Below are 13,643 nucleotides of genomic sequence, written 5' to 3' on the forward strand. Positions count from 1 at the left end.
GACGTGACTGATCTATTAAGCCAAGACGAAATTGATGCTCTCCTCCATGGTGTGGATGATGTTGATGAAGTCGAAGATGAAGTTGAAGTTGATAACGCCTCGGCAGTTAACTTTGATTTCTCATCTCAAGACCGAATTGTTCGTGGTCGAATGCCAACGCTCGAGCTTATTAACGAGCGCTTTGCAAGACACTTGAGAATTAGCCTCTTTAACATGTTGAGAAAGACGGCTGAAGTCTCCATTAATGGCGTACAGATGATGAAGTTTGGTGAATACCAAAATACACTGTACGTGCCAACCAGTCTCAATATGGTGCGCTTTAGACCGCTAAAGGGTACCGCGTTGATCACTATGGAAGCGCGATTAGTTTTCATCTTAGTTGAGAACTTCTTTGGTGGTGACGGTCGATTCCATGCTCGTATCGAAGGGCGTGAATTTACCCCTACTGAAAGACGAATTGTCCAACTTCTTCTTAAGATTGTTTTTGAAGACTATAAAGAAGCATGGTCACCAGTAATGGGGGTTGAGTTTGAATATTTGGATTCAGAAGTTAACCCGAGTATGGCAAACATAGTTAGCCCGACCGAAGTTATTGTTGTGAGCTCTTTCCATATTGAAGTTGATGGCGGTGGCGGTGATTTCCACGTAGTTATGCCATATTCGATGGTTGAACCGATTCGTGAATTACTCGATGCAGGTGTCCAATCGGATAAGATGGAAACCGACATTCGTTGGAGTTCAGCTCTACGCGAAGAGATCATGGATGTACCAGTTAACTTCCGTGTGAATTTATTAGAGCAAGATATCGCACTGCGCGACTTAATGGAGTTGCAAGCGGGCGATGTCATTCCTATTACCATGCCGGAACATGCGACGATGTTTGTCGAAGAATTGCCGACATACCGAGTGAAAATGGGTCGCTCTGGTGAGAATCTAGCAGTTCAAGTTTCAGAAGAAATTAAACGCCCAGATGTTGTTAAAACGGATCTCGCTTTCCTTGGAAAAGACATAATGTCTGAGTTCGAGGATGATCATGGCGACGATGATGATGAGTATTAAGAGTAGGTAATGAAGAATGAGTGAACCAAGTGACGACCAGAAACTAGCAGACGAATGGGCAGCCGCATTAGGGGAAGATCCAACCGCTCCTGATGTTGATGTTGACGATATTCTTGCTGCACCGCTTGATGAGTTAAAAGACTCCTCTTCGCCAATCTCTGAAGATGAGCGTCGTAAACTCGATACAATACTAGATATTCCAGTCACTATTTCGATGGAAGTAGGGCGTTCACAAATTAGTATTCGTAACTTACTACAGCTAAACCAAGGTTCGGTCGTAGAGCTTGAACGTGTTGCGGGTGAATCGTTAGATGTATTGGTTAACGGTACGTTGATTGCTCATGGCGAAGTGGTTGTAGTCAACGACAAATTTGGTATCCGATTAACGGATGTTATTAGCCAAACTGAGCGAATTAAGAAGCTGAGATAGCTTGTACTTAAAGAGAACGAAGAAACGAAGATACTTGATGAAATATGCAGTTTTAGGGCTTGGATTATTGCCATTTAGCTCAATGGCAGCAACAGGCAATCAATTGGATTTAGCGACCACAGTAGGGTCGCTTTTATTCGTTGTTGCACTGATTGTTTTATTGGCTTGGGCATTAAAAAGAATGCGTGTGCCAACGATGATGAATCAAAAAGGATTAAGCATTGTTCGCCAACTTTCTGTTGGAACGAAAGAGCGAATTATGATTGTTCAAGCCGGAGAAGATCAGTTTTTAGTTGGTGTGACAAGCCAATCGATTCAATTGATCTCTAAGCTTGATACCCCGATTACTCAGGAGGAGTTAGCGACAGGGTCGTTTGCTAATCAAATGAATCAGTTGCTGAAGAAAAATGGCTAATCTTAATCGTCTAATCACACTTATCTTTGCGGGATCGTTGCTGCTATTCGCTTCGTTTTCTTTTGCCCAAGAAGAACTGGGCACACCGATTCCATCAACGGCGGCGGGCGCATCGAGCGTTACTGTTATGGCGATGGAAAGCGATCAAGGGGCATCTCGAACCGCAGCGTCAGGTAGTGTCAGTGGTGGTGGAGGGATCCCCGCTTTTACAATGACGGCCAACCCCAATGGTGGGGAAGATTACTCAATCAATATCCAGATATTGGCATTAATGACTATGCTGGGCTTCTTGCCTGCCATGGTTATTTTGATGACATCGTTTACTCGAATTGTTGTCGTTATGTCGATTCTTCGTCAAGCGATGGGCTTGCAACAAACACCGTCTAATCAAGTGATTATCGGTATCGCCATCTTCTTAACATTTTTCATCATGTCCCCTGTGATTAACGAAGTAAACGAAAATGCCGTCCAGCCGTATCTCAATGAACAGATGACAGCGAGAGATGCATTCGATACGGCACAAGAGCCTTTAAAAGCATTCATGCTTAAACAGACTCGCGTTAAGGATCTAGAAACCTTCGTTAATATATCGGGAGCTGTGGTCGATAACCCTGAAGATGTTTCAATGGCGGTACTTATTCCGGCATTTATCACGTCAGAGTTAAAAACCGCATTCCAAATAGGCTTTATGCTGTTTTTGCCATTTTTGATTATTGACCTTGTGGTGGCTTCAATCTTGATGGCGATGGGTATGATGATGCTCTCTCCTATGATTGTATCTTTGCCATTTAAACTTATGCTTTTTGTTCTGGTTGATGGGTGGAACCTAATTCTCTCCACATTGGCCGGAAGCTTTGCCTTGTGACGGGAGATAACGATGACTCCTGAGCTGTTTGTCGAGATATTTAGAGAAGCCCTTTGGATGGTGCTAATGATGGTGTGTGCCATCATTATACCTAGCCTTCTTATAGGTCTAGTTGTAGCAATATTCCAAGCTGCTACCTCTATTAACGAACAAACATTGAGTTTTCTTCCTCGTTTAATTGTGACGCTTTTATCACTGATGCTGTTTGGGCACTGGATGATGCAACTGCTGATGGATTATTTCTTTGGCATTATTGAACGTTTACCGCAGATCCTCTATTAAGGGCTGCTTATGGAATATCCTACCAGTACCGTTTTAGAATTTATTGCCAATTTCTTTTGGCCATACACCAGAATTGCCGCCATGTTGATGGTGATGTCGGTTACTGGTGCTCGTTTTGTCCCTTCTAGGGTGCGTCTTTATCTCGGGCTCGCTGTCACACTGGCTGTATCCCCCGCTATTCCAGCGGTTCCTCAACAATTTGAACTGCTCTCTTTTGAAGGTTTCTTAATTGTATTAGAGCAGGTGATCATCGGCGTTGCCATGGGCACAATCACCCAGTTTATGATTCAAACGTTCATTATTCTTGGCCAAATACTTGGTATGCAATCGAGCTTGGGTTTTGCGTCAATGGTTGACCCAGCCAATGGACAAAGTACGCCCCTACTTGGTCAGCTATTCATGTTTTTGGCGACGATGTTTTTCCTATCAACGGATGGCCATCTAAAGATGATCCAATTGGTAGTACTGAGTTTCCATAGTTTACCAATAGGCTCGGGATCACTAACGACGGTTGATTTTCGAGAAATAGCTTTGTGGTTGAGCATCATGTTCAAAGTGGCACTGAGTATGGCGCTTTCGGGTATCATTGCGCTGCTTACTATTAACCTATCGTTTGGCGTAATGACGCGTGCTGCGCCACAATTAAATATATTCTCATTAGGTTTTGCTTTTGCTTTGTTAGTTGGCTTATTGATTTGCTGGTACATCGTCGGCGGTCTATTTAGCCATTACGAGTTATTTTGGATCCAAGGTGAGCAACAGATCTGTCGATTGATTCGACTCGATTGTTAGCGTGATGAGAGGTTAAGAGGCTCTATGTTAGGAAGCAGAGATGGCTGAAGATTCAGGTCAAGAACGTACAGAAGACGCGACGCCCAGACGCTTGCAGCAGGCCCGAGAAAAAGGGCAGGTTGCAAGGTCAAAAGAACTCGCATCAGTTTCGGTACTAATCGTTGGGGCGATTGCATTGATGTGGTTTGGTGAATCTCTAGCCAGAGAACTATTTTCGTCGATGAGTCGCTTATTTACGTTGAGCCGGGAAGAGGTGTTCGACATGAGTAAGCTTGGCGAGATCGCATTGGGTGCGTTAGGCAGTCTACTCGGCCCGCTGATTCTGATTTTGTCTATGTTGTTTGTGGCAGCGTTGATAGGCGCCGCTGGTGTGGGCGGTGTGAACTTTTCAATGAAAGCCGCCATGCCCAAAGCATCGAAAATGAACCCGCTTAGTGGTCTTAAGCGGATGGTTGGTCTACAAAGTTTAGTAGAGCTGCTTAAATCAATACTCAAAGTGTCATTGGTATCGGGCGTTGCTTTTTATCTCATTAATGCGTCAAAGAATGATCTATTCCAGCTCAGTATGGACGTTTACCCCCAGAATATCTTCCACGCTCTTGAAATCTTACTCGACTTTATTTTATTGATTAGCTGCTCGCTACTGGTTGTGGTCGCTATTGATATTCCTTTTCAGATTTGGCAACACGCAGACAAGCTGAAAATGACCAAGCAAGAAGTCAAAGACGAGCACAAAGATACCGAAGGTAAGCCTGAAGTTAAGGGCCGTATTAGGATGCTGCAACGAGAAATGGCTCAACGTCGAATGATGGCAGACGTTCCTGAGGCCGATGTCATCATCACCAACCCCGATCACTTCTCTGTTGCACTGCGCTACAAACAGAACGTTGATAAAGCGCCTGTTGTCATCGCAAAAGGTGTCGATCATATGGCGCTTAAAATCCGAGAAGTGGCACGAGAGCATGATATCTACGTTATCCCTGCGCCACCATTAGCTCGTGCGCTTTACCATACTACTGAGCTTGAGCAAGAGATCCCTGATGGATTGTTTACCGCTGTTGCGCAGGTTCTCGCCTACGTATTCCAACTCAAACAATTCCGTAAGCGCGGTGGTCAACGTCCGAAGTTCGATGAGGATACCATGACTATCCCAACCGATTTACGTCATTAAACCTAGCCTAGTATAGCTAGAGAGTTTATTTCTCAGGGATTGATAACAGAATAAGCAATGCACCAGCGCCGCCAAATTCTAAAGGTGCTTGGTGAAAAGCCATCACATCGGGGTGTTGTGCAAGCCAAAGTGGAGATTTCTGCTTGAGGATATGCTTCCCGATACCGTGCTGAACACAGGCGCAATGCACATCATTTTTAATGCAGTAAGCGATCATCGCGCCTAACTCTCGCTTCGCTTCGTTTTGAGTCATACCATGCATGTCTAAAAACACATCGGGTATATAGACGCCACGGCGTAGACGTTTAACTTCATAAGTTGAGACATCATCACGAGCGTAGCGCGTCGGTCCTTCCTGATTTAAAAGCGGCACAAACTCATCTGAGAAGTAGAATTCTGTATCACTGGCTTCACGAGCAGTACGTTTGACTTCTTTTTGTATTGCGTTTCTTTTTGGTGGCTGGACTATGGTATCCTGTTGCAACTTTTTTACGCCCTTTACTGCATCGGTAAATAAGGCGAAATCGTCATCAATATCGGTGTCTTTTTTGCTCATGTTTTGCTCATTGTCATGCACGCAGCTTGATAGCTTAACTTTTTAAACAGTATTAGCAGTATTGTAGCGCTTTTCGGAGGCAATTTTGGATAAGATTTTTGTAGAAGAAGCGGTATCGGAACTCCATACCCTTCAAGATATGATTCGTTGGACAGTCAGTCGTTTTAATGCCGCTAACTTATTTTACGGTCACGGTACTGATAATGCGTGGGATGAAGCGGTACAGCTGATCCTTCCAACATTGTATTTGCCTATTGATCTTCCGCCTCACGTGTTGAATTCACGTTTAACCAGTAGCGAACGTTTACGCATTGTTGAACGTGTTGTTAAGCGTATTAATGAGCGTACTCCAACGGCATACCTAACCAATAAAGCTTGGTTCTGTGGCCTTGAGTTCTTTGTAGATGAACGTGTATTAGTCCCTCGTTCACCAATCGCTGAGCTTATTGAAGCTCAATTTCAGCCTTGGTTAGCCGAAGAGCCAGTGCGTGTTATGGATTTATGTACAGGCAGCGCATGTATTGCGATTGCGTGTGCACATGCCTTCCCAGAAGCTGAAGTTGATGCGATTGATATCTCAGTTGACGCTCTGCAGGTTGCTGAACAAAATGTACAAGACCATGGTATGGAGCAGCAGGTATTCCCTATGCGTTCAGACCTGTTCCGTGACCTTCCACAAGAGAAATACAATCTGATTGTATCTAATCCTCCATATGTGGATGAAGAAGATATGAATAGCTTGCCAGACGAGTTTACTCACGAGCCAGAACTAGGCTTAGCTGCAGGTACTGATGGCCTTAAGCTTGTTCGTCGAATTTTAGCAAACGCACCAAACTATCTGACAGAGCAAGGCATTTTAGTTTGTGAAGTGGGTAACTCTATGGTTCACATGATGGATCAGTACCCGAACATTCCTTTTACATGGATTGAGTTCTCTAACGGTGGACACGGTGTGTTCATGCTAACTCGTGAGCAGCTTGTTGATTGTGCAGAAGAGTTCGCCCTGTACATCGATTAAGTCATCAGCCTTCATATTTAAAAAACGCCAAGCTTTCATGCTTGGCGTTTTTTATGCACGCATAACTTCTTTATAGTTAGTGAAGAGTAAATTAGCTCGACTTTAGGGGTTTACATCAAACCGTAATAAAGACACTATGAAATAACTAAGAATTAAAGTGTAAAGCCCAATATACAGGGTCTAAAAGGTTGAGGAAGCAATGGCAGGAAACAGTATCGGACAACACTTCCGAGTGACGACATTCGGAGAAAGTCACGGTATAGCACTAGGATGTATCGTAGATGGATGCCCCCCAGGATTAAAACTTACTGAGGAAGATCTACAAAAGGATTTAGACCGTCGTCGTCCGGGTACTTCTCGCTATACCACAGCACGCCGCGAAGCGGATGAAGTTAAAATTTTATCAGGTGTATTTGAAGGCCAAACAACGGGCACTTCGATAGGTCTGTTGATCGAAAATACTGACCAACGTTCTAAAGATTACTCAGAAATCAAAGATAAATTCCGCCCAGGCCATGCTGATTATACCTACCACCAAAAATACGGTGTACGTGATTACCGTGGTGGAGGCCGCTCTTCTGCACGCGAAACAGCAATGCGTGTTGCTGCTGGCGCGATTGCTAAGAAATATCTTAAGCAAGAATTTGGTGTGGAAATCCAAGCGTATCTTTCTCAAATGGGTGATATTTCAATTGATAAAGTTGATTGGAATGAAATTGAAAACAATGCATTTTTCTGCCCAGACGCAGACAAAGTGCCTGAGTTTGATCAGCTGATCCGTGATCTTCTAAAAGAAGGCAACTCAATTGGCGCTAAGCTTCAAGTTGTTGCAACCAATATCCCCGTTGGATTAGGCGAACCAATTTTTGATCGCTTAGACGCGGATATTGCCCACGCTCTCATGAGCATCAACGCAGTAAAAGGTGTTGAGATCGGTGATGGCTTTGATGTCGTAAATCAAAAAGGAAGCGAGCATCGCGACCCGCTAACGCCTGAAGGTTTTGCTAGCAACCATGCTGGTGGTATTCTAGGTGGCATCTCTACAGGGCAAGATATCGTTGCAAGTATTGCTCTTAAGCCTACCTCAAGCATTACAGTACCGGGCGATACGATTACTAAAGATGGCGAGCCAACACAGTTAATCACTAAAGGGCGTCACGATCCATGTGTTGGCATTCGCGCAGTACCTATTGCGGAAGCGATGTTAGCGATTGTTCTTCTTGATCATTTACTTCGTCATCGTGGACAGAACCATGGTGTAGTGACTGAGACACCGAAGATCTAATACAGTTTGGCAATTAGAAGCCCCGACAACGATGTCGGGGCTTTTTTATGCCATTAAGAAATTGTAAAAGTCGAGTTGTTTACCACTTTCTCTATCTAACAGCAAAACGCGGATATTCTGCTTCATAGCAGAATCAATAGCGTGGGCTGCATATTGCGATAATTGCTCATAACAATCGCTTTCAAGGTGAAACGATTCTCCTTGCTGCTCAATAGACAGGGTTTCTAATTTAGGGCAAACAAAAGCATAGCGTGGTTGTGTTTGGCTCATGGTTTTGGATCTAGTTGATATTTTGTGAAATTTCACCATGGTCTTTAATAAATGACAAAATAATATTAGTAAGCGTAAGTAATGACCGCGCTTACATAGGCTTACTTTTTATCAGGCAATAGTTTGATACATTGAATAGACATAAAGGAGACACACTATGGAGTTGGCGTCGATCTATTCGGTTCAAACGGACTACATTCAAAGCCTTGTCCGCTATGAAGAGGAAGGGGGAGTGTATGGCTTTTATCAGGGTATGACTTTTCATAGTGTATTCCAGCCTATTGTCGATAGTATGGGGCAGGTATTGGCCTTTGAAGGTCTAGTAAGGATTAAGGATGATCGAGGAAATAGCGTTAACCCCGGTCACTATTTTTCATCAATGCTCCCTGGTGATGAGTCGAACGTCGTCGCGACCTTGTTATGCGGAAAACTCCATTCAATCAATCTTGCACATACAGAATATAGACATAGTAAACTTTTCATTAATGTGTCTCCTTCTGTTTTTACACTGCTTGCTAATGATCGCCAATCGATAGAGCACCTTATGCGAAGGCTGAAAAAGCTTGGATTGGTCAGTGCTCAAATCATCTACGAAATTACTGAGTTTGAAGAGTCCGACTTAGCTAGAATTTTACAAGGAAAAGCGCATTTAGAGCAGTACGGAATACTGACTGCGCTAGATGATTACGGCGCTTGTTATTCCACACGTAAACGAGCGTTGAAGATTCGAGCTCCTTATTTGAAAATCGATCGCAGCTATATCAGTGACGTAAGTTTTGTAAGAGAGGCAGTTGCCGTTGCACAGAGTATTGGAGCTAAAACCATTGCTGAAGGGGTAGAGACCCGAGAGCAGTTTGAAATGTGCGGTAAGAATGGAGTGAACTATTTTCAAGGCTATTGGATAGCAAAACCTATGACGAGCCAAAGGTTGCAACAATATCAACCTTTGGCTTTATAAGTGGATAGTGAATTTAGTGAATTTAGTGAATTTAGTGAATTTAGTGAATGGAGCCTTCTGTCTCAAGATGAAATGAAGGCAGTCGCCATTTGAATCTCACTGCTGCCATGCGCATTGTATAGCCCACGACTAGCGTAACAATGGTTGCGAAAACATCTGAAATACCAAATTCCAGCAGTGTTAGATACATAGCTGAAGCAACAAGTGCGACTGAAGCATATAGCTCTTGGTGCAAAACTAATGGAGTTTGACGGCAAATAAGATCACGCAGTAATCCACCAAAAACTCCGGTCACTAGTGCAGAGACCATACAAATGAGTGGGTGAAGACCCATATCTAATGCGACGTTTGTTCCGATGATACTAAAAACGACTAGCCCAAGCGCATCTAAACGAATGAAGATGCCTTTGAATTTTATGATCCATTTCGCTACTACCGTTGTAATAATACCCGCAATACAGGTAATCATTAAAAACTCAGGATTTTTGACCCAACCCAGTGGGTAATGGCCTAGTAAAATATCTCTTACCGTACCACCACCTATCGCAGTAGCACTTGCTACTAACATCACACCAAACCAATCCATTTGTCGACGCCCAGCGCTAAGCGCACCGGTCATTGCTTCCGCTGTAATACCAATAATATACAAGACACTTAATAGCATAAAAGCACATCTCAGAGTTAAAAATTAAGAAGCGCGAGTTTAGAGGGAATAGTGACAAATGACGAATGAGTATTTGTACTAAAATAAGGTTGTTTGGATTATATATTCTAATGCTTGAAAGGATAAAAAGGTTTACCTCATTGTCGAAACGGGTGAAAATGCTGCCAGCTTAAACTATTCAAACTTTGCGCCAGTAAAATGACCCACAACTATCAAGATCTTATCTCTATTTTCAACTCAACCTTCTTTGAGCGCTTTAATACAAAGCTTGAACTCGGTGGTGACGAGCCCATCTATGTACCTGCGGATGAAGCGACATCACACCACCGAATTATCTTTGCTCGCGGCTTTTATGCGTCGGCGTTGCATGAAATTGCTCACTGGTGTGTCGCGGGCCCTAAGCGTCGCTTATTGGAAGACTTTGGTTATTGGTATGAGCCTGATGGTCGCACAGCACAGGTGCAAGCAGAGTTCGAAAAAGTGGAGATCCGCCCTCAAGCTTACGAATGGATCATAGCAATAAGTGCAGGCTTTCCTTTTAATGTTAGCTGTGACAATCTACACGGCAATTTTGAACCTGACCGTTTGGCGTTTATGCAAAAGGTACATCAAGAGGTAATGGATATCTTTGAACAAGGTATCCCTGAACGCGTGAAAGCTTTATCTGAAGCACTGCGTTCTTATTACCAAGTTGCACCATTATGTCCTAGCCAGTTTATTGTGAAATAAGAGAAAACAATGATTATAGAATTTGAAGAAAAGCTACTTGAACTTATTGATGCACGAATTGAAACGGCGTCTGATGATGAGTTGTTTGCTGGTGGTTATTTAAGAGGACATATTTCTCTATCGGTAGCTTCTTGCGAAGAGGAAGGCATAGAAGATCTTGATGAGGTGAAAAAGCGTATAGAGAAGAGCCTAGCTGATGCTCGCTCTGAGTTAACGCCTGCTGATACTGTGATCGTTAATGATTTATGGGTTGAGTTGCACAACCTTGCTTAAGTTTCATCCAAGTGTGAGTTGTCACCCATTCAAGATTTTCGAATGAGTTGATGAGTTTTTTCTGCTTGTTCCAAACTGTGGGTCCGCTATTCTGAACCTACTTAAAGAGAACGAAGATAAGGGTACATCATGAAAGTTATCGCATTTGGTGCTAGCACCAGCTCAACATCTATTAACAAAGCACTAGCAACTTACACTGCAAACTTGATTGAAGGTGCTGACGTTCAAGTATTAGACATCTCAAACTACAACGTACCAATGTTTAGTGAAGATACTGAAAAAGAGATTGGTCAGGCAGAAGGTGCACAAGCATTCCTTCGCGATTTATCAGAAGCTGACGCATTTGTTATTTCATTTGCTGAGCACAATGGTCACTTCCCTGCTGCTTATAAAAACCTTTTTGATTGGGCAACGCGTATAGATCGTTCAGTATTTGGCGAAAAACCAGCGGTTTACCTTGCGACTTCTCCAGGTCCAGGCGGTGCACAAACTGTACTAGGTGCAGCTGTAGGGTCTGCTCCTTACTTCGGCGGTAATGTGAAAGCGTCGGTCTCTGTTCCAAGCTTCTATGGTAATTTTGATTTCGACACGGCTTCTATTACCAATGAAGAGATCATTACTCAACTTAAAGATGCAGTCGCTGCTCTTAGTTAAGTTCTCATCAGCAACCAAGCTTGAATTGGTTGTTAAGCCTGAATAAAGTAACAAAAAGCCCGAATGACTGAATGTGATTCGGGCTTTTTTCTATGGATCTGTTACTAACTAGGTCTTGAGGGGCTATTCAAAACGCTTATTCTTATCGGCGGTCCAACCCGCAGTCAAAGCCTTTCCTTTTCGTAATCGACGTACCCACATTCTGCTAGGATGTATTGCCTCCAATACATCGGCTGGTAGTGGCAATGGATCACCACAGATCTGCGATGCAAGCACTTCAGCAAGAAGAGGCGCAGAGCTTAATCCTCGAGATCCTAACCCGATAAAACAATATAGATTCGGGTAGCTGATTACCGGTTCGATAGTATCAAGCGATTCGCGTTTCGGGTTAAAGTTATGAAGATTTTGATATTGTTGTTTTATCGCTTCCAAATTGCCGACATTACCAACAAATGGCAGATGATCGCGGCTTACACTGCGAATACCCTGGCGTGAAAAGTTGTCACTAGTATCGGTCTCTTTTGCCCACTCTTGATTCGGTAAGCAAGCTGCTAATCGTTCACCATTATGTGCTTGAACTTCAGAATCAAACTCTTGGTTAATATTACTCTTATCGTAATTTGCCCCAATACAATGATGACCATTATTGGGGTTTTGTGGCGTGAGGTAGCCGTCAAAACAAAGTACGGTTTTGAGCTTTTCTAAATTTGGTGTAGTGGGAATATGACTCACTTGCCCTTTGACAGGGGTCAGAGGGATCGTTTTAGTCGGTCCTAACTCGCTGAATTTATGCCCGTTAGCGATAACGACTTGCGAGTGAGTGGTTTTGATTGTTCCTGTCGGTGTGCCAATCGTTAATTGCCAATGTTGTTTGTCTTCTTGCCATTCGATGGACTCAACATGGTGTTCATAGTTAACCTTCAATTTTTCTAGTTGCTCTAGCTCGTTTAATAAGCCTTGCGTCAACTGAAGTGGGCTAACCCATCCACCAAGAGGGAAGTAGACACTTTCCATATCGGTGTCTAATCCTACTGTTGAGTTGGTTTGATCTACGTTTAAACGTTGAATTAGATCCGTATTGAAGTTTCCCTCAAGCATGCGCTCTAATTTTTTACGTGAACTGTCATCCCACATCAATATATCAACACCACACCAATCGTAGTCGAATGGAATAGTTAATGAAGCTTGATTAATAAACTGCCTGGCAAAAAGTAATCCAGGTCCGAAGACGCGAGATACGTTAGACTTTTCTTCACTCAGTAATGGGTATATCGCACCTTGGTTATTACCAGAGGCATTGCCAGCCGCTTCGTGGTGTTCGCAATAGAGGGTGATTGATTTCCCACGACGAGTTAACGTTTTAGCAAGAGCTGTACTTGCTATGCCGCCGCCAATGATGGCTATATCATTCGTAGCCACTGCATCTGACAAAGCGAACCAAGGCTTGATGTTGGTGTGAATATTTTTACTCGTGAGTGAACCTGCAATCATCTCGCGCTTAGTCGCAAATCCTTTGACCTTTTTCATCTCAAAGCCAGCTTCTATTAAGCCTCTTCGGACAAACCCTGCGGCGGTAAACGTAGCGCAGGTACATTCTTGCTTTGCCAGTTGGGCCATGCCGTTAAATAAATTTTGATTCCACATTTCTGGATTTTTACTTGGAGCAAATCCATCAAGAAACCAAGCGTCTACTATTCCCTTAGCCGGTGTAGGAACGAGTGGCATACAATCTTTAATATCGCCAAACCATAGATCGAGAGTAATCGCACCATCATCTAAAATAACTCGGTGGCACTCTGGCAGTGCGATAGGGTAGTGCAGCTGAAGTTTTTCTGCGTATTCTACGAGCTCAGGCCAAGCGTAATGGGCCTTTTTTAAGTTTTCTAGGCTTATTGGGTATTTTTCAAAGCTGATGAAATGCAGCTCTTGTAATGTGGCTGTAGGATTATTGGCTTTAAATGTATCAAAACGTTCCCAAGCAGCAAGGAAGTTCAACCCGGTACCAAAGCCGGTTTCAGCGATGACGAAGCGGCGCTCTTGTGAGCGAGACCAGCGTTGTTCAAGGTGGTTTTGGTCAAGGAACACATATCGAGACTCTTCTAGACCATTTGCGTTCGAGAAGTAAACGTCGTCAAATTGGTCTGAAACGGGTGTGCCAGTTTCATTCCATGCGATCTGTGCGTTAGTTATTGAAGTCATAAAGATTGAAATTCGCGATGTTG

17 protein-coding genes are annotated in these 13,643 nt (G+C 43.4%); 13 read left to right on the top strand and 4 right to left on the bottom strand.

Features of this window, described 5'->3' with window-relative positions; genetic code table 11:
* Nucleotides 1-3 precede the first annotated feature (3 nt).
* The 7 genes from fliM to flhB are packed head-to-tail and all read left to right on the top strand — an operon-like array spanning nucleotide 4 to nucleotide 5,014.
* Nucleotides 4-1,059, top strand: a complete 1,056-nt coding sequence (gene fliM, locus L4C54_RS09570; RefSeq protein ID WP_428800794.1) for a flagellar motor switch protein FliM — start codon at nucleotides 4-6, stop codon at nucleotides 1,057-1,059.
* Nucleotides 1,060-1,075: 16 nt separating this feature from the next.
* Nucleotides 1,076-1,489, top strand: coding sequence for a flagellar motor switch protein FliN (fliN, locus tag L4C54_RS09575; RefSeq protein WP_428800793.1), 414 nt, complete (start codon nucleotides 1,076-1,078; stop codon nucleotides 1,487-1,489).
* Between the two features lie 37 nt (nucleotides 1,490-1,526).
* Nucleotides 1,527-1,904, top strand: a complete 378-nt coding sequence (gene fliO, locus L4C54_RS09580) for a flagellar biosynthetic protein FliO (RefSeq protein ID WP_428800792.1) — start codon at nucleotides 1,527-1,529, stop codon at nucleotides 1,902-1,904.
* Complete coding sequence (fliP, locus tag L4C54_RS09585) at nucleotides 1,897-2,769, top strand: flagellar type III secretion system pore protein FliP (protein ID WP_428808012.1); 873 nt, start codon at nucleotides 1,897-1,899, stop codon at nucleotides 2,767-2,769. Before fliO ends, fliP begins: the two co-directional genes overlap by 8 nt.
* Nucleotides 2,770-2,781: 12 nt before the next feature.
* Nucleotides 2,782-3,051, top strand: a complete 270-nt coding sequence (fliQ, locus tag L4C54_RS09590) for a flagellar biosynthesis protein FliQ (RefSeq protein WP_428800790.1) — start codon at nucleotides 2,782-2,784, stop codon at nucleotides 3,049-3,051.
* A 9-nt stretch (nucleotides 3,052-3,060) separates the two neighbouring features.
* Nucleotides 3,061-3,843 (top strand): flagellar biosynthetic protein FliR, encoded by a 783-nt coding sequence (gene fliR, locus L4C54_RS09595; protein WP_428800789.1) that lies wholly within the window; start codon nucleotides 3,061-3,063, stop codon nucleotides 3,841-3,843.
* Between the two features lie 40 nt (nucleotides 3,844-3,883).
* Nucleotides 3,884-5,014, top strand: a complete 1,131-nt coding sequence (flhB, locus tag L4C54_RS09600) for a flagellar biosynthesis protein FlhB (RefSeq protein ID WP_428808013.1) — start codon at nucleotides 3,884-3,886, stop codon at nucleotides 5,012-5,014.
* 25 nt (nucleotides 5,015-5,039) lie between these two features.
* On the opposite strand, the gene smrB is transcribed toward flhB, so the two are convergent.
* Complete coding sequence (gene smrB, locus L4C54_RS09605; protein ID WP_428808014.1) at nucleotides 5,040-5,570, bottom strand: endonuclease SmrB; 531 nt, start codon at nucleotides 5,568-5,570, stop codon at nucleotides 5,040-5,042.
* Between the two features lie 85 nt (nucleotides 5,571-5,655).
* On the opposite strand from smrB, the gene prmB reads away from it, so the two are divergent.
* A complete protein-coding gene (gene prmB, locus L4C54_RS09610) occupies nucleotides 5,656-6,588 on the top strand; it encodes a 50S ribosomal protein L3 N(5)-glutamine methyltransferase (RefSeq protein ID WP_428808015.1) in 933 nt (310 codons plus the stop codon).
* Between the two features lie 199 nt (nucleotides 6,589-6,787).
* Nucleotides 6,788-7,873, top strand: coding sequence for a chorismate synthase (gene aroC / locus L4C54_RS09615; RefSeq protein ID WP_428808016.1), 1,086 nt, complete (start codon nucleotides 6,788-6,790; stop codon nucleotides 7,871-7,873).
* Nucleotides 7,874-7,918: 45 nt separating this feature from the next.
* Here the strand turns inward: aroC and L4C54_RS09620 are convergent, their stop codons facing one another.
* Entirely contained in the window at nucleotides 7,919-8,143 is a 225-nt protein-coding gene (locus tag L4C54_RS09620) for a hypothetical protein (protein WP_428808017.1), read from the bottom strand.
* 157 nt (nucleotides 8,144-8,300) lie between these two features.
* Here L4C54_RS09620 and L4C54_RS09625 point away from each other — a divergent pair, with 157 nt between their 5' ends.
* Nucleotides 8,301-9,101, top strand: a complete 801-nt coding sequence (locus L4C54_RS09625; RefSeq protein ID WP_428808018.1) for an EAL domain-containing protein — start codon at nucleotides 8,301-8,303, stop codon at nucleotides 9,099-9,101.
* 40 nt (nucleotides 9,102-9,141) lie between these two features.
* Here L4C54_RS09625 and L4C54_RS09630 read toward each other — a convergent pair whose 3' ends face one another.
* Nucleotides 9,142-9,765, bottom strand: coding sequence for a trimeric intracellular cation channel family protein (locus tag L4C54_RS09630; protein ID WP_428800782.1), 624 nt, complete (start codon nucleotides 9,763-9,765; stop codon nucleotides 9,142-9,144).
* A gap of 198 nt (nucleotides 9,766-9,963) precedes the next feature.
* On the opposite strand from L4C54_RS09630, the gene L4C54_RS09635 reads away from it, so the two are divergent.
* The 3 genes from L4C54_RS09635 to L4C54_RS09645 all read left to right on the top strand — a co-directional run bounded on the left by L4C54_RS09635 (nucleotide 9,964) and on the right by L4C54_RS09645 (nucleotide 11,421).
* Nucleotides 9,964-10,494 (top strand): elongation factor P hydroxylase, encoded by a 531-nt coding sequence (locus L4C54_RS09635; RefSeq protein WP_428800781.1) that lies wholly within the window; start codon nucleotides 9,964-9,966, stop codon nucleotides 10,492-10,494.
* Between the two features lie 9 nt (nucleotides 10,495-10,503).
* Nucleotides 10,504-10,767: a YfcL family protein gene (locus L4C54_RS09640; protein WP_428808019.1), complete on the top strand. Its 264-nt coding sequence runs from the start codon at nucleotides 10,504-10,506 to the stop codon at nucleotides 10,765-10,767.
* A 129-nt stretch (nucleotides 10,768-10,896) separates the two neighbouring features.
* Nucleotides 10,897-11,421: an NADPH-dependent FMN reductase gene (locus L4C54_RS09645; RefSeq protein ID WP_428808020.1), complete on the top strand. Its 525-nt coding sequence runs from the start codon at nucleotides 10,897-10,899 to the stop codon at nucleotides 11,419-11,421.
* Nucleotides 11,422-11,544: 123 nt separating this feature from the next.
* Here the strand turns inward: L4C54_RS09645 and mnmC are convergent, their stop codons facing one another.
* Nucleotides 11,545-13,620, bottom strand: a complete 2,076-nt coding sequence (gene mnmC, locus L4C54_RS09650) for a bifunctional tRNA (5-methylaminomethyl-2-thiouridine)(34)-methyltransferase MnmC2/FAD-dependent 5-carboxymethylaminomethyl-2-thiouridine(34) oxidoreductase MnmC1 (protein ID WP_428808021.1) — start codon at nucleotides 13,618-13,620, stop codon at nucleotides 11,545-11,547.
* Nucleotides 13,621-13,643 lie beyond the last annotated feature (23 nt).

Source organism: Vibrio lamellibrachiae, from assembly GCF_050337265.1.
GTDB classification, from domain to species: domain Bacteria; phylum Pseudomonadota; class Gammaproteobacteria; order Enterobacterales; family Vibrionaceae; genus Vibrio; species Vibrio kyushuensis.